Source organism: Brevibacillus sp. NL20B1, assembly GCF_018195675.1.
GTDB lineage: Bacteria > Bacillota > Bacilli > Brevibacillales > Brevibacillaceae > Brevibacillus > Brevibacillus aydinogluensis.
The window spans coordinates 1-17,410 of record NZ_JAGTPT010000029.1; the positions used below are offsets into that span (position 1 = coordinate 1).

The 17,410-nt window shown below is 54.7% G+C and carries 26 protein-coding genes; 2 read left to right on the forward strand and 24 right to left on the reverse strand.

From position 1 onward, the window contains the following. Positions 1 to 228: 228 nt before the first annotated feature. Together KDN35_RS16990 and KDN35_RS16995 are read right to left on the reverse strand one after the other, a co-directional pair. Positions 229 to 462, reverse strand: coding sequence for a hypothetical protein (locus KDN35_RS16990; protein ID WP_171567193.1), 234 nt, complete (start codon positions 460 to 462; stop codon positions 229 to 231). Positions 463 to 684: 222 nt separating this feature from the next. Beyond that, positions 685 to 1,338 carry a stage II sporulation protein M gene (locus tag KDN35_RS16995; protein ID WP_171567192.1) on the reverse strand — a complete coding sequence of 218 codons (654 nt, stop codon included), beginning with the start codon at positions 1,336 to 1,338 and terminating at the stop codon, positions 685 to 687. A gap of 125 nt (positions 1,339 to 1,463) precedes the next feature. Here KDN35_RS16995 and pdaB point away from each other — a divergent pair, with 125 nt between their 5' ends. After that, positions 1,464 to 2,228, forward strand: a complete 765-nt coding sequence (gene pdaB, locus KDN35_RS17000; RefSeq protein WP_171567191.1) for a polysaccharide deacetylase family sporulation protein PdaB — start codon at positions 1,464 to 1,466, stop codon at positions 2,226 to 2,228. Between the two features lie 26 nt (positions 2,229 to 2,254). Here the strand turns inward: pdaB and KDN35_RS17005 are convergent, their stop codons facing one another. Further along, positions 2,255 to 2,842: a KinB-signaling pathway activation protein gene (locus KDN35_RS17005; protein ID WP_171567190.1), complete on the reverse strand. Its 588-nt coding sequence runs from the start codon at positions 2,840 to 2,842 to the stop codon at positions 2,255 to 2,257. Between the two features lie 119 nt (positions 2,843 to 2,961). On the opposite strand from KDN35_RS17005, the gene gerD reads away from it, so the two are divergent. After that, entirely contained in the window at positions 2,962 to 3,582 is a 621-nt protein-coding gene (gene gerD, locus KDN35_RS17010; RefSeq protein ID WP_171567189.1) for a spore germination lipoprotein GerD, read from the forward strand. A 45-nt stretch (positions 3,583 to 3,627) separates the two neighbouring features. Here the strand turns inward: gerD and KDN35_RS17015 are convergent, their stop codons facing one another. The 21 genes from KDN35_RS17015 to rplR all read right to left on the reverse strand — a co-directional run bounded on the left by KDN35_RS17015 (position 3,628) and on the right by rplR (position 17,408). After that, complete coding sequence (locus KDN35_RS17015) at positions 3,628 to 4,731, reverse strand: Mrp/NBP35 family ATP-binding protein (RefSeq protein WP_171567188.1); 1,104 nt, start codon at positions 4,729 to 4,731, stop codon at positions 3,628 to 3,630. Positions 4,732 to 4,845: 114 nt separating this feature from the next. Then, positions 4,846 to 5,562, reverse strand: coding sequence for an N-acetylmuramoyl-L-alanine amidase CwlD (gene cwlD / locus KDN35_RS17020; RefSeq protein WP_268255214.1), 717 nt, complete (start codon positions 5,560 to 5,562; stop codon positions 4,846 to 4,848). Between the two features lie 172 nt (positions 5,563 to 5,734). Next, on the reverse strand, positions 5,735 to 6,127 hold the full coding sequence (rpsI, locus tag KDN35_RS17025) for a 30S ribosomal protein S9 (protein ID WP_171567186.1): 393 nt from the start codon (positions 6,125 to 6,127) through the stop codon (positions 5,735 to 5,737). 20 nt (positions 6,128 to 6,147) lie between these two features. After that, positions 6,148 to 6,585, reverse strand: a complete 438-nt coding sequence (gene rplM, locus KDN35_RS17030) for a 50S ribosomal protein L13 (protein WP_171567185.1) — start codon at positions 6,583 to 6,585, stop codon at positions 6,148 to 6,150. Between the two features lie 265 nt (positions 6,586 to 6,850). After that, positions 6,851 to 7,585, reverse strand: coding sequence for a tRNA pseudouridine(38-40) synthase TruA (gene truA, locus KDN35_RS17035; RefSeq protein WP_212133356.1), 735 nt, complete (start codon positions 7,583 to 7,585; stop codon positions 6,851 to 6,853). Next, positions 7,582 to 8,379 carry an energy-coupling factor transporter transmembrane component T family protein gene (locus tag KDN35_RS17040; RefSeq protein ID WP_171567183.1) on the reverse strand — a complete coding sequence of 266 codons (798 nt, stop codon included), beginning with the start codon at positions 8,377 to 8,379 and terminating at the stop codon, positions 7,582 to 7,584. The genes truA and KDN35_RS17040 overlap by 4 nt, the downstream gene beginning before the upstream one ends. 3 nt (positions 8,380 to 8,382) lie before the next feature. After that, positions 8,383 to 9,255, reverse strand: a complete 873-nt coding sequence (locus tag KDN35_RS17045) for an energy-coupling factor transporter ATPase (protein ID WP_171567182.1) — start codon at positions 9,253 to 9,255, stop codon at positions 8,383 to 8,385. Continuing rightward, positions 9,231 to 10,082, reverse strand: coding sequence for an energy-coupling factor transporter ATPase (locus KDN35_RS17050; RefSeq protein ID WP_171567181.1), 852 nt, complete (start codon positions 10,080 to 10,082; stop codon positions 9,231 to 9,233). Before KDN35_RS17050 ends, KDN35_RS17045 begins: the two co-directional genes overlap by 25 nt. Before the next feature lie 124 nt (positions 10,083 to 10,206). Continuing rightward, entirely contained in the window at positions 10,207 to 10,566 is a 360-nt protein-coding gene (rplQ, locus tag KDN35_RS17055) for a 50S ribosomal protein L17 (protein WP_171567180.1), read from the reverse strand. 119 nt (positions 10,567 to 10,685) lie between these two features. Continuing rightward, on the reverse strand, positions 10,686 to 11,630 hold the full coding sequence (locus KDN35_RS17060; protein ID WP_029101045.1) for a DNA-directed RNA polymerase subunit alpha: 945 nt from the start codon (positions 11,628 to 11,630) through the stop codon (positions 10,686 to 10,688). Between the two features lie 155 nt (positions 11,631 to 11,785). After that, a complete protein-coding gene (gene rpsK / locus KDN35_RS17065; protein WP_171567179.1) occupies positions 11,786 to 12,187 on the reverse strand; it encodes a 30S ribosomal protein S11 in 402 nt (133 codons plus the stop codon). Positions 12,188 to 12,203: 16 nt separating this feature from the next. Beyond that, positions 12,204 to 12,572 carry a 30S ribosomal protein S13 gene (gene rpsM, locus KDN35_RS17070; RefSeq protein WP_171567178.1) on the reverse strand — a complete coding sequence of 123 codons (369 nt, stop codon included), beginning with the start codon at positions 12,570 to 12,572 and terminating at the stop codon, positions 12,204 to 12,206. Between the two features lie 21 nt (positions 12,573 to 12,593). Further along, complete coding sequence (gene rpmJ, locus KDN35_RS17075; protein WP_003333770.1) at positions 12,594 to 12,707, reverse strand: 50S ribosomal protein L36; 114 nt, start codon at positions 12,705 to 12,707, stop codon at positions 12,594 to 12,596. A gap of 31 nt (positions 12,708 to 12,738) precedes the next feature. Then, positions 12,739 to 12,957, reverse strand: a complete 219-nt coding sequence (gene infA / locus KDN35_RS17080; protein ID WP_003333772.1) for a translation initiation factor IF-1 — start codon at positions 12,955 to 12,957, stop codon at positions 12,739 to 12,741. 116 nt (positions 12,958 to 13,073) lie between these two features. Continuing rightward, positions 13,074 to 13,820, reverse strand: a complete 747-nt coding sequence (gene map, locus KDN35_RS17085) for a type I methionyl aminopeptidase (RefSeq protein WP_171567177.1) — start codon at positions 13,818 to 13,820, stop codon at positions 13,074 to 13,076. 6 nt (positions 13,821 to 13,826) lie between these two features. Beyond that, complete coding sequence (locus KDN35_RS17090) at positions 13,827 to 14,471, reverse strand: adenylate kinase (RefSeq protein WP_171567176.1); 645 nt, start codon at positions 14,469 to 14,471, stop codon at positions 13,827 to 13,829. Between the two features lie 87 nt (positions 14,472 to 14,558). Next, positions 14,559 to 15,854, reverse strand: coding sequence for a preprotein translocase subunit SecY (secY, locus tag KDN35_RS17095; RefSeq protein ID WP_171567175.1), 1,296 nt, complete (start codon positions 15,852 to 15,854; stop codon positions 14,559 to 14,561). After that, positions 15,854 to 16,294: a 50S ribosomal protein L15 gene (gene rplO, locus KDN35_RS17100; RefSeq protein WP_171567174.1), complete on the reverse strand. Its 441-nt coding sequence runs from the start codon at positions 16,292 to 16,294 to the stop codon at positions 15,854 to 15,856. Before rplO ends, secY begins: the two co-directional genes overlap by 1 nt. Before the next feature lie 33 nt (positions 16,295 to 16,327). Beyond that, complete coding sequence (gene rpmD, locus KDN35_RS17105; protein ID WP_029101052.1) at positions 16,328 to 16,513, reverse strand: 50S ribosomal protein L30; 186 nt, start codon at positions 16,511 to 16,513, stop codon at positions 16,328 to 16,330. Between the two features lie 16 nt (positions 16,514 to 16,529). Next, complete coding sequence (rpsE, locus tag KDN35_RS17110; RefSeq protein ID WP_065067638.1) at positions 16,530 to 17,027, reverse strand: 30S ribosomal protein S5; 498 nt, start codon at positions 17,025 to 17,027, stop codon at positions 16,530 to 16,532. An 18-nt stretch (positions 17,028 to 17,045) separates the two neighbouring features. Beyond that, entirely contained in the window at positions 17,046 to 17,408 is a 363-nt protein-coding gene (gene rplR, locus KDN35_RS17115) for a 50S ribosomal protein L18 (RefSeq protein WP_065067637.1), read from the reverse strand. Positions 17,409 to 17,410: the final 2 nt, after the last annotated feature.

Sequence of the window (17,410 nt, forward strand, 5' to 3'; positions counted from 1 at the left end):
GTTCGTCCTGAGCCAGGATCAAACTCTCCAATAAAGTTGAGTTGAATCGTTAGCTTTCAAAAAAAAGAATTGCTAGGCTCGTTCAACGCGTTCGCTGTTCAGTTTTCAAGGAACATGATTGCTGTTTTCGCCTCGAACCCTCATCATCATTGAGTTGTTCTCTCGAGGACAAGAACTAATCTATCATGTGTACCCCTATCGAGTCAATAGGTTTTTTCAAAAAAATTATCAGGTAAAATATTCCTGTTGTGAACTTCTGCGTCTGACGTACTTGGAGAGCTCGTTGGGCGGGGCGATGCGGGCGTACATGCGAAAGATAATCGAATACCTTTCCTCCATGGCCCGCTTGACCAGATAATCAATCCGCTTGTCACCAAAGTCCAACAACATCTCTTCCAGTTCACGCCTCAGCAGATACTCCAGTTCTTGCACTTCTTTTGCACTAAACAAAAAACCGAGCAACCATATCGACCTCCGCCTCATCGAGTCACCCTTTATCATTTCCAACCGCTTTCAGGCATATTCACGATCAACAAGATGGAACGCACCCCGTCTCATCACGTACATGTCATGTCGGTAAACGTCAGTTTGCCATGTTGGGTACCCGGTTCATCAGATGCCGTGATTGCCCCGGTCCCACAACAAATGCCCTCTGATCCGCTGATCAGAGGGCATTTGCCATCGCTATTGCGTCCATTTTAACTGTCGAAGCTGCTCTCCAAGGGTCGCGTCGAGAATCAACGGGGTCACCACACTCTCCACCACTGCCGCCACAAACAGCAGGGCAATCACGGTCAGCACGACAACGGGAAATTGTTTCAACACGTCGTACCAGTCTTTTTTTACCCGCTCCCAACTGTTTGGCCAAAACAGTCCGCCAATGGAACGCAAACTGAGCACGCCCAACCGCATGCCCACACCGGCGGCGAACAGGACCGTCGGCAGCTCAATGATGCCATGCGGCAAAATGCCGGCCGCGAGGACTAGCCACGGGTTTATTCCCAGAGCACCGGTCTTCGCCAGGATATAGCCGAACATCACGCCGTTGGCCACCATCCCGATCACGGGAATAATGGCAAAAAACAGCCCCAACGCCATCATGATCAACGAACTGGTGACGTTGTTGACAAAGATCGTCCAGAACAAACCCATTACCCCCAGGCCGCTTTCCTTGCTGCGCTGGACCAACTCCCTCATTTCGTCCACCATGCGGTTGACCATCTCCTGCACGGCTGGGGATTGCAGATAGCCGACCATGGCTCCGCCCAAAAACAGCAGGCAGGCAGTCACAAAGTACCATTTGTTGTCCGTCCACAGGCGTCGCAATCGAGTGTTCATGTGAGTACGCTCCTTTACAGCCTGGTTAGTACACTATATGCAGTGTACCGCAACTATACCCGTGCGTACATAGAATATCCTCTTCAATCCGGCATAAACTGTAAGGGGACAAAGGAGGTGCCGTCATGAAATACATGTTCGTCTTGAGCACGAAACGCTTGAAACAGGTGCTGATCATCTTCACTGCTCTTCTGATGGCCGCTGGCATCGCCTATGCCGAACGGGATTCCATCACCGTCATCTCGGACAGCAGCAAAGTCCCCCAAGCCATTTACAAGGTAGATACCAAAGAGAAAAAAATCGCCCTGACCTTCGACATCAGCTGGGGAGAAACGAGAGCCGTCCCCATTTTGGACATCCTGAAGGAAAAAAAGGTAAACAAAGCGACCTTTTTCCTGTCTTCCGCATGGAGCCAACGTCATCCGGAGATCGTCAAGCGGATCGTTGACGACGGATTTGAAATCGGGTCGCACGGACATAAACACGACTTTTACAGCAAATACACAGACGAGGAAATTCGCTCCCAGATCGGCAGAGCCCACACAATCTTGACCGAACTGACAGGGAAAAAGCCCAGGCTGATTCGCTTGCCGAACGGGGACTTTGACAAGCGCGTGCTGCGTATTGCCCATGAGATGGGCTACACGGTCATCCAGTGGGACACCGACTCCAAGGACTGGACCAATCCCGGCGTCGACACGATTGTAAACAACGTTCTGTCCAAAGCCCACCCGGGTGACATCGTCCTGCTCCATGCCAGCGATTCCTGCAAGCAGACACACCTTGCCCTGCCACAGATTATTGACAAGCTGCGGGCTGACGGTTACGAGTTCGTCACCGTCTCAGAGTTGATTGCCGGTTCCAAGGTGCAAAGCAAGGAAGTCAAGTAAGGAAAAAAGCTGACCGCAGACAGCGGTCAGCTTTCCCGTTTTACCAGACGATGCAAATGCATGACTTGCCAGATGTTGCAGAACAAGAGCGGCACCAGCATTGACAACGTGGCATGCACGTTGAATTGCTTCAACGCAGGAATCCATTCGATGGCTGAAAAGACGAACATAAAAAACAGCGTAGGTACCCATGCAGTCTGGTTGGTCAGGCGCGCTTTTCCGTATGCGGTGACAACAGCGACCAGCAACAGCAGGAACGGCTCCACGAAAAACGGCCAGACAGAGCCGTCTTCGCCCAACAGCGTGTAACGCAGGTATACCATATCAAAAAATGCAAACAATACCAAAAATACCTGGATGCTCTTCCACAACGAGGCAGTCTTGAACAACCCCCGGGCGAGGTAATTAATCATCATGTAGGCAAAAAAGCCCATTTGCGCCACAATACTGATGGTCATGCCGTACAGCATTTGCATGAACGAACCCATGAAAAAATTGGCCATGCCGCCTTCCAGCAATTTATCCGATGCGAAAATCAAGCCAACCAGAATTCCGCCCAACCCGCCAAGCAGCAGGGTGGTTACAAACAGCCAGCCATACTTGCGCAGACTCACCGTACGTCCCTCCTATCCACATCGATAATGATTGTACCAACCCATGCAAGAAAATACTAGCGTAAGAACAAAACAATCGGTGCACGTTAAAGGTAACCGGGTAAAGGAGGTCACCGCCCATGAGGAAACGAACCGTACCGTTTTGGTTGTTGCTGGCGGTCAGCCTGGTCATGACAAGCTGCGGCGTCGGCGGACAGGCTCAGAACACGGCACAGCCTGATTATAGAAGCATGAAGGACATGGTCCTGGACATTTTGAAGACGGACGAAGCGAAACAATCCGTAATCAACATGTTGAAGGACGAATCGGTTAAGCAAAACATCATCATGGACGAATCCACGGTGCGTACCGCCCTGATTCAGAGCATTTCCAAGCCGGACAATCCGCAGATCAAAGAAGCGTTCAAGGACCCGAAATTTACCAGCACACTGGCCAAATCGATGAAGAACGAGCACAAGGCGCTGTTAAAAGACCTGATGAAGGATCCCGAGTATCAGAAACTGATGCTCAGCATCATGCGGGACCCAGAGTTTGAAAAGAACTTGATGGACCTGATGAAAAGCTCCGCCTACCGGAAACAAACCATGCAGATCATGAAGGAAGCGCTGCAAAGCCCGCTGTTCCAGGCCGAAATGATGACGTTGATGACCAAGGCCGCGGAAGACATGATGAAACCCAAAACCATGAAAAAAGGCAAGAGCAAAAGTGGCGGCGAAGACAGCGGAGAAGGCCAATCCTAAGGAAAAAGGTGAGCTCGGATCAAGAGCCCACCTTTATGTTTTCCCTTATTGTCCGCCGGCTTCGCACTTTTCGGCGACGCGCTTGGCCATATCCAGATACAGCTTGCCGATTGGCGAATCAGCCCGGTAGACGGACGGCGTATAGTCCGGCTCGGCCGGATGGTTGTCCGGTTGACCGAGCGGAATCTGGGCCAGCAGTTCGGTGCTGAGCACCTCCGCCAGTTTCGCCCCGCCCCCTTTGCCAAACACGTACTCCTTGGAGCCATCCTTGGCTTCGTACCAGGCCATGTTTTCCACGACCCCGAGAATCTCGTGTCCGGTCCGCTTGGCCATCGCCCCCGCCCGAGCGGCGACAAACGAGGCTGTCGGGTGCGGCGTCGTCACGATGATTTCCTTGCTTTGCGGAATCATCGTGTGCACATCAAGGGCCATATCCCCCGTTCCCGGCGGCAGGTCGAGCAGCATGTAGTCGAGGTCATCGCCCCAGTGCACTTCCGTGAAGAAGTTGCGCAGCATCTTGCCCAGCATCGGACCGCGCCAGATCACCGGCGAGTTGTCCTCCACGAAAAAGCCCATGGACATCACTTTCACGCCAAGTTTCTCCACCGGCAAAATCGTCTCCCCGATCACCGTCGGGCGCTGTTCGATGTTCATCATGTCCGGTACGCTAAACCCGTAGATGTCCGCATCGATAATGCCGACGCGTTTACCCAAGCGGGCCAGCGAGACGGCCAGATTGACGGTGACGGTGGACTTGCCGACGCCGCCTTTTCCGGAGGTGATGGCGATAAAAGTGGTGTGGGAGTCTTTGGCCAGAATCGGGTTTAACAGCGGCGCTTGTCCAGCAGGAGCAGACGGCGGTGTCTGTCCCCCGCGCAATTGGGCGCTCAGAGCGGCCCGCTCCTCGTCTGTCATTGCTCCGAACTGGAGGCGCACCTCCTTGGCCCCCAATTGCTTGAGCGCATCAATGACGTCCTGCTCGATCTTCGCTTTCAGCGGACAGCCGGTAATCGTCAGCACGACAGTCAGGCTGACCGTATCTCCGTCGATGCGGATGTCGCGAATCATGTTTAATTCCACCAGGCTGCGGTTAAGTTCCGGGTCTTTCACATCACGCAGCGCTTCCAGCACTTGTTCTTTGGTCAACATATCGTCCACCTCAGGCATCAATATTTGTCAAACGCGTCTTTAGCCAATTGTCTACAGTCGTACGCGCGTCCATTATAGCATATCCAACAGGGCTGGACACGTTTGCGGGCGCGCTTACGGCAGGTTTGGCACCTTCTCGCCCGAGTAATGGCGCAGTATGCCCTGGTAAATGGCGTTGGCCAGCGCTTTCTGATACGCGACGGAACGAAGCCGTTTCGCTTCTTCCGGGTTGCTGACAAAGCCCACCTCCACCAGCACTGCCGGGCAGTTCACTTCACGGATCAGGAAGACGTCATCCGTTTTGATCGGATGGCGATCGGTGTTGTTAAGCACCCGTTTAATTTCGTCCTGGATCAGGTAAGACATCTCCGCACTCTTTTTGTAAGCCGGATAGTAAAAGGTCTGCGCGCCGGACCAGCGCGGCGAGGGAATGGCATTGACGTGAATGCTGACGAGAAAATCGGGCGTGCTGTCATTGACCAGTTTGACCCGGTTGCGTATGTCTTCCGACTTGCGCTGCCGCAGCTTCTGCACCTCCGGAGAAGCGAGGTCCTTGTCTTCCTCCCGGGTCATGATTACGTAAGCACCCGCCTGCTGCAGGAAATCGCGCAAATACAAACTGATGGCCAGGGTCACGTCTTTTTCCACGACCGCCCCATCCGCAGAAACGGCCCCGCCGTCCGGTCCGCCGTGTCCCGGATCAATGGCGATCACCGTACCGGCCAGCGGCAGCGACCAAGCCGTCCAGGAAGAGCGATCCGGCGCTTCGTAGGTGAACAACACCAGCAGCAAAAAAAAGGCAAGCACCCAGCCGACTACTTTTCGAGCCACCTTGCACCGTCCCCTTTGTCCCATTCTCTTTTCCATACATATGGACAAAATCGGGCGATTATGACGGCTCGCGGGAGATACAATCTGTCTGCCCAACCACACAGGATGCGGAAAAATAGGAAAGCCCCTGACCAATACTGGCCAAGGGCAATAATCCTTGAAACAGCTGAGCTTAGCGCTTGGAGAATTGCGGAGCGCGGCGAGCTGCTTTGAGACCGTATTTTTTACGCTCTTTCATGCGCGGATCGCGAGTCAGGAAGCCGGCGCGTTTCAGGACGCCGCGCAGTTCCGGATCAGCTTTCAGCAGCGCACGAGCTACACCGTGACGGATGGCACCAGCTTGACCGGTGGTGCCGCCACCTTTTACGTTGACCAATACGTCGTAACGACCCAGTGTTTCGGTCAGTACGAGCGGTTGTTTCACGATCAGTTTCAGGGTTTCCAACCCAAAGTAGTTATCCATGTCACGCTTGTTGATCACAATGCGACCTTCGCCAGGAACCAGGCGAACGCGTGCTACGGAGTGCTTACGACGACCTGTACCGTAGTATTGTACTTGTGCCACGAGTCTTTCCTCCCTTTACCTTATCCGCGGATTTGCCAAACTTCCGGTTTTTGTGCTGCGTGCGGATGTTCCGGACCAGCGTACACTTTCAGCTTGGTGAAGATTTGACGTCCCAGGCTGTTTTTCGGCAGCATGCCTTTTACAGCCAGTTCAAACATTTTCACAGGTTTCTTTTTCAGCATGTCGCCCGCTGTCGTCTTTTTCAGACCACCCGGGTAGAGGGAGTGGGAGTAGTAGATTTTGTTCTGCAGTTTTTTCCCGGTCAGTTTTACTTTGTCCGCGTTGATCACGATTACGAAATCGCCAGTGTCAACGTGCGGAGTGAATTCCGGTTTGTATTTGCCGCGCAGAATGGAAGCGACTTCGCTAGCCAGACGCCCGAGCGTTTGACCTTCTGCGTCAACGATGTACCATTTGCGCTCGACTTCGAGCGGTTTCGCCATATATGTGGTACGCATGTTTGTCCCTCCTAAATTGTTACCGTTCCATCTGGAATCATGGAAATCGTGAAGCGGAGAATGCTGCTTGTAACGGGTGAGCAACATCTCCAGGTGTTTCATTTTAATCACGTTCTTGTTTTTCAATCCCGGGGCTAGAGTGGGGCTAGCGGGGTATGAAAATACCAAGAGATATCGTACTACATAAGAAAGGCAGAGTCAAGTGCGGAGTTCCTCCCCAACGGCTGGAAAATCGCCTGCCCCACCTTGAACCGGCCGCCCAGCGTCAATAGGTAACCTCCCACATCGTCAGCCCTTTTGCGGGCGCCGTTTTTCCGGCCTGTTCCCGGTCCCGCGCCTGCAGAATGTCCTTGATCTCATCCGGGTGGCGCTTGCCCTGGCCCACTTCCACCAGAGTCCCGACGATGATCCTCACCATATTGTACAAAAACCCGTTGCCCCGGCAGACGACCCAAATCTCGCTGCCTGTCTGCTCCACGCGCAGGTCATACACGGTCCGCACCTTGTCCTCGACAAAGGTTTTGGCCGAACAAAACGACGTGAAGTCGTGCTCGCCAACCAGGTGAGCCGCAGCGCGCCGCATCGCCTCCAGATCAAGCGAGTGGCGGATATGGTCGGCATAGCGATGGCGGAAGACGTCGGGGGTCGGTCCGTTGTCGATGCAGTAACGGTATTCCTTGACCTTGACATCAAAACGAGCGTGAAACGTCGGAGCCGCCTCTTCAACCGAGCGGATGACGATGGAATCGGGAAGCTGATTGTTCAGCACAAACGCCCACTTCTCGAGCGGAATGCCGCTGGCGGTATCGAAGTGGAACACCTGGCCGCGGGCGTGGACGCCGGCATCAGTCCGGCCTGAACCGACAATCTGGATCTCCTCTCCAGTGATCCGCCGCAGCGCAGCTTCGATCTCGCCCTGCACCGTAATCTGATCGGGCTGTACCTGAAACCCGCTGTAATCCGTGCCGTCGTAGGCCACGACGCACTTCAAACGCCTCATGTGCGCCACCATCCTATCACAAACGTAAGTGCGCACGCCGCCGCAGCCATGCAGCCGTCCCGCCAGTTCCACTTCAACCTGCGCAGACGCGTGCGCCCCGCGCCTCCGCGATAACCGCGCGCCTCCATCGCCAAAGCCAGTTCTTCCGCCCGGCGGAATGCGCTGATAAACAGCGGAATGACGATCGGCATCAGGCTGCGGGCGCGGCGAACGAGACTGCCCTCGGTCAAATTGGCTCCCCGAGCCGTCTGCGCCTTGATGATCTTGTCCGTCTCCTCCATCAGCGTGGGGATAAAGCGAAGCGCGATCGACATCATCAGGGCGATCTCGTGCACAGGAACGCCGATCCGGCCGGCGGGACCGAGCAGCCGCTCCAACCCTTCCGTCAGGTCTATCGGAGACGTCGTCAGCGTCAACAGGGAGCTGATCAGCACGAGCAGCGTCAAGCGAAGCGAGATGAACACCGCCTGCCTGACGCCCATTTCCTCGACGCTCAGCCATCCCCAGCTAAAGTAGACCTCTCCTCCCTTGGTAATCAAGAGGTGCAGGACCACGGTAAAGAGGATCAGCAGCCAGACAGGGCGCAGGCTTTTTACTATATACGTCAGCGACAGGCGGGACAACAGGATGCCAGCCAGCGCAATCCCCACCAGGACGGCATAGGTGGCCGCATTGTTGGCCCAAAAAACCAGCGCGGCGAACAGGATCACGAACAGCAGTTTGCTGCGGGGGTCGGTACGGTGGAGAAACGATTGTCCCGGCACGTACTGGCCGATCGCAATATGCTGCAGCATGGCCTATCGCTCCTTTGTCACGGACAGCCGGGCCAACAGTTGTTCGATCAGCGCTTCCTCCCGATAGAGGGACGAAGGCAGCCGTTCCGCTTCCGGCAGCCGTTGGTTCAATTGCGTGACCAGCGCCACTGTCTCCGGCACGTCCAGCGCCAGTTCCCGCAACCGATCGGCGTGCGCGAACACCTCATCCGGGCTGCCTTCCAGCACGGCCTGTCCCTCTGCCATGACAATCAGCCGGTCGGCGTAGCGGGCCGCTTCCTCCATGCTGTGCGTGACCAGCACGGTGGTGAGCCGCTGTTCGCGATGAATCCGGTATATGCCTTCCAAAATCGCCTTGCGCCCGGCGGGATCAAGCCCTGCCGTGGGTTCGTCCAATACCAGCACCTTGGGCTGCATCGCCAATACGCCGGCAATCGCCACACGCCGCATCTGCCCGCCGCTCAGCTGAAACGGGGAGCGGTCCTTGACCCAATCATAGTCGAGTCCCACGATTTCGAGCGCCTCCCGGACCCGAATCTCCACCAACTCCGGCGGCATGTCAAAGTTGAGCGGCCCAAACGCCACATCCTTGGCCACTGTTTCTTCAAACAACTGGTACTCCGGGTACTGAAAGACGAGACCGATGTCGCGCCGGCGGGCATGGGGCATTTTTTCCCGCGGGGTCACCTTGACGTCCCCCAGGGTAATCGTCCCCGACGTCGGCTGCAGCAGACCGTTGAGGTGCTGGATCAGTGTGGACTTGCCCGACCCCGTCTGGCCGATAATGCCCACAAACGAGCCCGATGGAATCGTCAGCGAGACGTCGCGCAGCGCCAGCCGTTCAAACGGCGTTCCTCTTGCGTAGATGTGGCTTACCTGGTCAAAAGTAATCTGCATAGGTGCTCCACCAGCTCCTCTTGGTGCAGTACAAACGGAAGCTGTACCCCCTCGTCCGCCAGCGCACGGCGAAGCCGGACGGCAAACGGCACGTCCAAGCCCAACTCCTGCAGACGCTCCGGCTGGGCAAACACCTCGGAAGGGGAACCGTCCAACTCGATCCGCCCGCCGCTCATGACGATGACCCGGTCGGAAAAGACGGCTTCCTCGGGAAAATGGGTGATATTTACCACCGTAATTCCCTCTTCCCGGTTGAGCCTGCGGGCCAAGGCCAGCACATCACGCCGTCCTTGGGGGTCCAGCATCGCTGTCGCCTCGTCCAGAATAATCACGGATGGGCGCATCGCCATGATGCCGGCAATCGCCACCCGCTGCTTCTGACCGCCTGACAGGTGGTGGGGTTGGTCGTGCAGGTGGCGCTCCATCCCGACGGCCGCCAGCGCCTCGTCCACACGGCGGCGCATCTCGTCCGGCTGCACGCCCATGTTTTCCAGGCCAAATGCCACATCATCCTCCACAGTGGCTCCCACAATCTGATTGTCCGGATTTTGAAACACCATGCCGACGTGGCGGCGCACTTCCCAGAGCAACTCGCCGTCCCTGGTGTCCATGCCGCTGACGATCACAGCTCCCTCGTTTGGAAGCAGGAGACCGTTTGACAGCTTGGCCAGCGTCGACTTGCCCGAGCCGTTGGGACCGAGGACGGAGACAAAAGTGCCTTTGGCAATCTCCACGTCGATCCCGTTCAGCACCGGTACGGCAGCTCCTACCTCGCTCTCGTAGGCAAAAGAGACGCCCTGGAAAGCCAGCAGTTGTTCCTCCTTCATGAGGCGCTCACATCCTCCCAGCCTTGGACAGGGAATTGAACAAGAAAAGAAAAAAGGGCATGAATCAGAGTCCAGCCTAAGACCAGAGTCTGTCCCCACCCTTTTTCACAATCAATCTGTGTTATTACACGAATTCGATGTACGCCATCGGTGCTGCGTCGCCGCGGCGAGGACCTGTCTTCAGAATACGGGTGTAACCGCCGTTGCGCTCTTTGTAACGAGGCGCGATCTCATCGAACAGCTTTTGAACCGCATCGCGGCCTTCTTCATTCGCTACTTCCTTGCGAACGAAAGCAGCGACTTGACGGCGAGCATGCAGGTCACCGCGCTTGGCCAGCGTAATCATTTGCTCAGCGATGGAGCGCAGTTCTTTCGCCTTCATCTCAGTAGTTTCAATGCGCTCGTTAATGATCAGGTCGGTTACCAAGTCGCGGAACAGCGCTTTGCGCGCCGCGCTACGACGACCCAATTTACGGTATGCCATGTTCTTACCTCCTTTTTCACACTGACATCGCTCAGCTGTGGCTTTCGCGAGCCAGATCTGAAATCCCCTCTCCAGAGGGAATACCCGTGAGGACGGAGTTCAGGCGCATTCAGCCTGCCCTAGTCGTCGCTGCGCAGGGACAAGCCCAACTCAGCCAACTTTTCCTGCACTTCTTCCAGGGATTTGCGGCCCAGGTTGCGCACTTTCATCATGTCCTCTTCGGTCTTCTGCGTCAGCTCTTGCACGGTATTGATACCGGCACGCTTCAAGCAGTTGTAGGAACGGACAGAGAGGTCGAGCTCTTCGATGGTCATCTCGAGCACTTTCTCCTTCTTGTCCTCTTCCTTTTCCACCATGATTTCCGCATCTTTCGCCTCATCGGTCAAGCCGACAAACAGGTTGAGATGCTCCGTCATGATTTTGGCGCCGAGACTAACGGCTTCTTCCGGACTGATGCTGCCGTTTGTCCATACTTCAAGCGTCAACTTGTCATAGTTGGTCATTTGCCCGACGCGGGTATTTTCCACTTGATAGTTGACACGCTTGATCGGCGTATAAATCGAATCAATCGGAATCACACCGATCGGTTGGTCTTCCGATTTGTTACCATCTGCTTGAACATATCCACGTCCACGTCCAGCTGTCATACGAATATGCAGACGACCGCCATTTGCTAACGTTGCAATGTGAAGATCAGGGTTCAAGATCTCCACATCGCTGTCGGCGCGGATATCTCCCGCTTTGACGACGCCTTCGCCCTCTGCGTCAATCTCGATGACTTTTTCTTCATCGGAATGAATCTTCAGTGCCAGGCCCTTGATGTTCAGGATAATTTCCGTCACATCTTCCACAACGCCTTCAACCGTAGAGAACTCGTGAAGGACCCCGTCAATTTGAACGGTGCGCACTGCCGCGCCTGGCAAAGACGAGAGGAGAATCCGTCTCAGCGAGTTGCCAAGAGTGGTACCGTATCCGCGCTCCAGAGGTTCAACAACGAACTTCCCGTACGAGTTGTCGTCGCTTACTTCCACAACCTCGATTTTCGGTTTTTCTATTTCTATCATTAAACAAACCCTCCTTCAAAACGTCGAAATTCTTGGGTGGGCTGATCCAGCCCACTCAGGAATTTCCCCGGCGGTTTACCGTTTGCGTGCATGACAAGCCATTGAATCAGAATTTACCATTCTAGTATGGACATGTTCTGAACGATATAAACCCGTTACACGCGGCGACGTTTTGGCGGACGGCAACCGTTGTGCGGAATCGGTGTCACGTCTTTGATCATGTTTACTTCCAGACCTGCTGCTTGCAGGGAACGGATCGCAGCTTCACGGCCTGCGCCCGGTCCTTTTACCAGCACTTCGCAAGAACGCATGCCGTGCTCCATTGCTGCGCGCGCAGCGGCTTCAGCAGCCATTTGCGCAGCGAACGGCGTGCTCTTGCGGGAGCCCTTGAAGCCGAGGGCACCAGCACTGGACCAGGAAATTGCGTTGCCGTGCGGATCAGTGATGGTTACGATCGTGTTGTTAAACGTGGAGCGGATGTGTGCTACGCCGACTTCCACGTTTTTGCGATCACGACGACGGGTACGAGTAGCAGTCGCTTGTTTTCTTTTCGCCATGTCCAATTACCCTCCTTTACTTCTTCTTGTTCGCTACAGTACGGCGCGGGCCTTTGCGCGTACGAGCGTTGGTTTTCGTGCGTTGACCGCGAACCGGCAGGCCACGGCGGTGACGGATGCCGCGGTAGCAACCGATTTCCATCAGACGCTTGATGTGCAGGGAGACCTCACGGCGAAGGTCGCCTTCCACTTTCAGGTTCTTGTCGATGTAATCGCGCAGTTTGCTGACTTCTTCTTCGGTCAGGTCACGAACGCGAGTATCCGGATTTACGCCAGTAGCGGCCAGAATTTTTTGGGACGTGGGACGGCCAATACCAAAGATATAGGTAAGAGCGATTTCCACGCGCTTTTCGCGAGGCAAGTCAACGCCTGCAATACGTGCCATGTGTTAAAAGCACCTCCTTGATTACCCTTGTTTTTGCTTATGCTTAGGATTTTCACAAATAACCATTACGTTGCCTTTCCGACGGATAACCTTGCACTTTTCGCAAATCGGTTTAACCGAAGGTCTCACTTTCATGGTTCTTGCCTCCCTCTTCTAGGGGTTTCGCTTATTTGTAGCGGTACGTAATGCGTCCGCGTGTCAAGTCGTACGGCGACAGTTCAACCGTTACCTTATCCCCAGGCAGAATGCGGATAAAGTGCATGCGAATCTTTCCGGAGACGTGAGCGAGCACCTTGTGCCCATTCTCTAATTCTACCCGAAACATCGCATTCGGCAAAGGCTCGATTACCGTACCTTCCACTTCAATCACATCGTCTTTTGCCATGGCAAGCTCTCCTTTCCTCTGTCTTCAGTCAGACCATGAGTTTTTGCGTTTGGCTCACACAACGAACTTAACGTCGACACGTTGGACGACAATTCCGAAGCGAAGCTGGGCATCGGCTACGCCCGCGTTAAAATCTCATAGCCTTCTTCCGTTATCGCGATGGTGTGTTCAAAATGAGCACAATTCTTTCGATCCACTGTCACAACCGTCCAATTGTCCTCCAAAGTGCGGACATAACGTTCGCCGGCGTTGACCATTGGTTCGACTGCCAACACCATTCCCGGTTTCAACCGTGGACCGCGTCCAGGCGGACCGTAGTTGGGAACCTGAGGGTCTTCGTGCAAGTTTTGCCCGATCCCATGCCCCACATACTCGCGAACGAGCGTGAAGCCGGCAGCCTCTGCGTGGATCTGTATCGCGTGGGAAATGTCAGACAGCCGCGCACCAGGCATGGCTTTCTCCAGCCCTTTGTACAGCGACTCTTCCGTCACTCGCAGCAAACGCTGATCTTCTTCCGAAATGTTGCCGACCGGATACGTCCAAGCGGAGTCTCCATGATACCCTTGGAACTGGGCACCGATGTCGATGCTGATGATGTCTCCTTCTTGCAACGTCCGTTTTCCTGGGATCCCGTGTACGAGTTCTTCATTGACTGAAGTACAGATACTTCCTGGAAAGCCACCGTAGCCTTTGAACGATGGAATGGCTCCCATGCTGCGGATAAAGGTTTCGGCGAGTTCGTCCAGTTGCTTTGTCGTCACGCCAGGCTTGATGGCCTTGGCCAGCTCTTGATGGGTGAGTGCGACGATCCGACCAGCTTCGCGCATAACCTCAAGCTCTGCTTTCGACTTCAGGATGATCATGCTCTCTTACCCTCGCAACACAGACGTAATTTCCGCGAATACGACCTGGATATCCTGTTCACCATTGATGTTTCGCAGGAGGCCTTGCTCAACGTAGTAGTCGATGAGCGGTTGTGTTTGGGCGATGTTGACATCGAGGCGCTGTGCCACCACTTCCGGCTTGTCGTCATCGCGTTGGAACAGCTTGCCGCCATCCTTGTCGCACACGCCTGCTTCCTTTGGCGGATTGAACAGCGTGTGGTAGCTCGCTCCGCAAATCGGGCAGATCCAGCGACCGGTCAGACGTTCGATCAGCAACTCCCGGCGAACGTTGATATTGATCACATGGTCGATCTCGCGGCCCAGCTCCTTCAAAGTAGCCGTCAATGCCTCCGCCTGCGGCACTGTGCGCGGAAACCCGTCGAGCAGGAATCCCTTTGCACAATCATCCATTGCCAGGCGCTCCCGCACGATCCCGATGACGATCTCATCGGGGACGAGCAGCCCTTTATCCATGTAGGATTTGGCTTCAAGTCCGAGCGGCGTCTCGTTTTTGACCGCTGCCCGGAACATGTCGCCAGTCGAGATGTGCGGGATGCCAAACTCTTTTACGATTCGTTCCGCCTGCGTACCTTTACCGGCCCCAGGCAAACCCATCAGAATTATATTCACGTCCATTCCCTCCGTCCCGTGCAAAAAGCTTCAACGCGGCATCACGCAGACACCAATCGGGCTGAAGAAAGCTTTTCAACACCTCGGTTACTTGATGAACCCTTGGTAGTGGCGCTTGATCATCTGGCTTTCGATCTGCTTCATCGTATCGAGTGCAACCCCGATCACGATCAGCAGCGACGTACCGCCGATGTAAATCGACTGCGGCAGGTTCGCCAGCTTGCTGAAGAAGAATGGCATGATGGAAATCACCATCAGGAACAGAGCGCCCGCCAGTGTCAAACGGTTCAACGTACGGGTAATGTACACCTCAGTGTTTTTACCGGGTCGGATACCAGGAATGTAACCGCCATTTTTCTTCATGTTCTCCGCCAGTTGTACAGGATTAATCTGTACAAAGGTGTAGAAGTAGGTGAACCCGATGATCAAGAACGCGTAGAGCGTCATCCCAAACGGTGCGCTGGGTTGGAAATGCGTGTAAATCCAGTTGGCGATTCCCGTTCCGGATGGATCCACCCAGAACTGTGCAATGGTTGAGGGGAAAATCACCAGCGAGACGGCGAAGATTACCGGAATCACACCGGCCGAGTTAATCTTCAGCGGGATGTGCGTGGATTGACCACCGTACATTTTGCGGCCGACCACGCGTTTGGCGTACTGTACCGGAATCTTGCGCACACCTTGCTGCATGAAAATGACCCCGACGATAATGGCGATGATCACCAGCAGAATGAGCAGTACCTTCACGATACTAAAGAACAAATTTTGGCTTGGATCGCTGAACTGGGACGTGTAAATCGTCGTGACGCCGGTCGGGATGTTGGCCACGATCCCGGCCACGATGATGATCGAAATCCCGTTGCCGATCCCTTTCTCCGTAATTTGTTCGCCCATCCACATCAAAAATGCAGTCCCTGCTGTAAGGGTGATGGCAATCAATGCATAACTGCCAATGGACGTGTCATTCAGCAAACCAGGCGCCATGTTGTTAAAACCGATGGTCATCCCCACCGATTGGATGAGGGCGAGGACCACCGTGAAGTAACGGGTCACCGTCGCAATCTTGCGGCGGCCCACTTCCCCTTCACGGGCCCACTGCGTAAACTTCGGCACCACATCCATGGACAGGAGCTGCATGATGATCGATGCCGTGATGTACGGCATGATCCCCATCGCAAAAATCGAGAAGTTTTGCAGCGCCCCGCCGGAGAAGGTGTTCAACAACCCCAGCAGGTGGTTCGTGTTCTGCTGAAACAACTCGACATTCACGTTGGGGACAGGAACGAAGCTCCCGATTCGGAAGACGACCAGCATCATCAGTGTAAACAGAACCTTACGACGCAGGTCGCCTATCTTAAAAATGTTAGTGAGCGAGGCTAACATTAGATCACCTCGGCTGTTCCACCGACTTGAGCGATCTTCTCAGCAGCTGCAGCGGAGAACTTGTGAGCTTTTACGGTCAGCTTCACGTTCAGTTCGCCGTTGGCAAGAACTTTTACACCGTCACGCAGAGCGGAAATAACGCCAGTTTCTTTCAGCAGTTCAGGCGTCACCACAGTGCCTTCTTCAAAACGGTTCAGCGCGTCCAGGCTCACAATCGCGTATTCCTTGCGATTGATGTTGGTGAAACCGCGCTTAGGCAGACGACGGTACAGCGGGTTTTGACCACCCTCGAAACCAGGGCGAACACCACCGCCGGAACGAGCGTTTTGACCTTTGTGACCTTTGCCGGCGGTTTTGCCGGTACCGCTACCGATACCGCGACCGACGCGTTTACGAGTGTGACGGGATCCTTCTGCAGGTTTCAGTTCATGCAATTTCATTCCTTGCACCTCCTAACCTTTTAAAAATGGTGATTACGCTTCTACTTCTTTTACTTCAACCAGGTGCTTCACTTTGAAGATCATCCCGCGGATTGCCGGATTGTCTTCCTTCACAACAGTTTGGTGAATTTTGCGGAGACCCAGTGCTTTGACGGTATCCTTTTGATCGACGGTGCGTCCGATCAGACTGCGCTTGAGGGTGATTTGCAGTTTTGCCATGTTCATTCCCTCCTTATTAACCCAGCAACTCGTCAACAGTCTTACCGCGCAGTTTTGCGACTTCTTCCGCTGTTTTCAGGCGGCTGAGGCCTTCCAGCGTAGCGTTGACCATGTTGATGGGGTTGTTGGAACCGAGAGACTTGCTCAATACATCGCCTACACCAGCAAGCTCCAGTACCGCGCGGACAGGACCGCCGGCGATAACTCCGGTACCCTCGGAAGCCGGCTTGATCAGCACTTTGCCGGAGCCGAAATGGCACAGGACTTCGTGCGGAATCGTCGTTCCTTTCAGCGGTACGCGGATCAGTTTTTTCTTAGCGTCTTCAATCGCCTTGCGAATGGCGTCCGGAACTTCTTGCGCTTTCCCCATACCGGCGCCTACATGACCGTTGCGGTCGCCGACAACAACCAGGGCGCTGAAGCTCATGCGACGGCCACCCTTAACCGTTTTCGCAACGCGGTTAACGGCGACTACTTTTTCTTCCAGCTCTAATTTGCTAGGGTCGATACGCATTCCTTACCCTCCTTGTTGTTAGAATTGCAGGCCAGCTTCGCGAGCTGCTTCTGCCAGTGCTTTGATGCGTCCATGATAGATGTAACCGCCACGGTCAAAGACCACTTCGGTCAGGCCTTTTTCCTTAGCGCGTTTTGCGATCAGCGCGCCAACTGCTGCAGCAGCTTCCACGTTTGCGCCGTTTTTCAGGCCCAGCTCTTTATCCAGCGAGGATGCAGCTGCCAGTGTGTGACCGGCCACATCGTCAATCAGTTGAGCGTAGATGTGCTTGGAAGAACGGAATACGTTCAGGCGCGGACGTGCAGCAGAACCTACGACGCGCTTGCGGATACGCAGATGGCGTTTTTTCCGAGCTTTGTTTTTATCAGGTTTCGTAAACATTA

Bases quoted from the DNA above. Each gene is read 5' to 3' on its own strand.
- KDN35_RS16995 (WP_171567192.1), bottom strand. From the start codon at position 1,338: ATGAACACTCGATTGCGACGCCTGTGGACGGACAACAAATGGTACTTT.
- pdaB (WP_171567191.1), top strand. From the start codon at position 1,464: ATGAAATACATGTTCGTCTTGAGCACGAAACGCTTGAAACAGGTGCTG.
- gerD (WP_171567189.1), top strand. From the start codon at position 2,962: ATGAGGAAACGAACCGTACCGTTTTGGTTGTTGCTGGCGGTCAGCCTG.
- KDN35_RS17015 (WP_171567188.1), bottom strand. From the start codon at position 4,731: ATGTTGACCAAAGAACAAGTGCTGGAAGCGCTGCGTGATGTGAAAGAC.
- rplM (WP_171567185.1), bottom strand. From the start codon at position 6,585: ATGCGTACCACATATATGGCGAAACCGCTCGAAGTCGAGCGCAAATGG.
- truA (WP_212133356.1), bottom strand. From the start codon at position 7,585: ATGAGGCGTTTGAAGTGCGTCGTGGCCTACGACGGCACGGATTACAGC.
- KDN35_RS17040 (WP_171567183.1), bottom strand. From the start codon at position 8,379: ATGCTGCAGCATATTGCGATCGGCCAGTACGTGCCGGGACAATCGTTT.
- KDN35_RS17045 (WP_171567182.1), bottom strand. From the start codon at position 9,255: ATGCAGATTACTTTTGACCAGGTAAGCCACATCTACGCAAGAGGAACG.
- KDN35_RS17050 (WP_171567181.1), bottom strand. From the start codon at position 10,082: ATGAAGGAGGAACAACTGCTGGCTTTCCAGGGCGTCTCTTTTGCCTAC.
- rplQ (WP_171567180.1), bottom strand. From the start codon at position 10,566: ATGGCATACCGTAAATTGGGTCGTCGTAGCGCGGCGCGCAAAGCGCTG.
- KDN35_RS17060 (WP_029101045.1), bottom strand. From the start codon at position 11,630: ATGATAGAAATAGAAAAACCGAAAATCGAGGTTGTGGAAGTAAGCGAC.
- rpsK (WP_171567179.1), bottom strand. From the start codon at position 12,187: ATGGCGAAAAGAAAACAAGCGACTGCTACTCGTACCCGTCGTCGTGAT.
- rpsM (WP_171567178.1), bottom strand. From the start codon at position 12,572: ATGGCACGTATTGCAGGCGTTGACTTGCCTCGCGAAAAGCGCGTGGAA.
- rpmJ (WP_003333770.1), bottom strand. From the start codon at position 12,707: ATGAAAGTGAGACCTTCGGTTAAACCGATTTGCGAAAAGTGCAAGGTT.
- infA (WP_003333772.1), bottom strand. From the start codon at position 12,957: ATGGCAAAAGACGATGTGATTGAAGTGGAAGGTACGGTAATCGAGCCT.
- map (WP_171567177.1), bottom strand. From the start codon at position 13,820: ATGATCATCCTGAAGTCGAAAGCAGAGCTTGAGGTTATGCGCGAAGCT.
- secY (WP_171567175.1), bottom strand. From the start codon at position 15,854: ATGTTAGCCTCGCTCACTAACATTTTTAAGATAGGCGACCTGCGTCGT.
- rplO (WP_171567174.1), bottom strand. From the start codon at position 16,294: ATGAAATTGCATGAACTGAAACCTGCAGAAGGATCCCGTCACACTCGT.
- rpmD (WP_029101052.1), bottom strand. From the start codon at position 16,513: ATGGCAAAACTGCAAATCACCCTCAAGCGCAGTCTGATCGGACGCACC.
- rpsE (WP_065067638.1), bottom strand. From the start codon at position 17,027: ATGCGTATCGACCCTAGCAAATTAGAGCTGGAAGAAAAAGTAGTCGCC.
- rplR (WP_065067637.1), bottom strand. From the start codon at position 17,408: ATGTTTACGAAACCTGATAAAAACAAAGCTCGGAAAAAACGCCATCTG.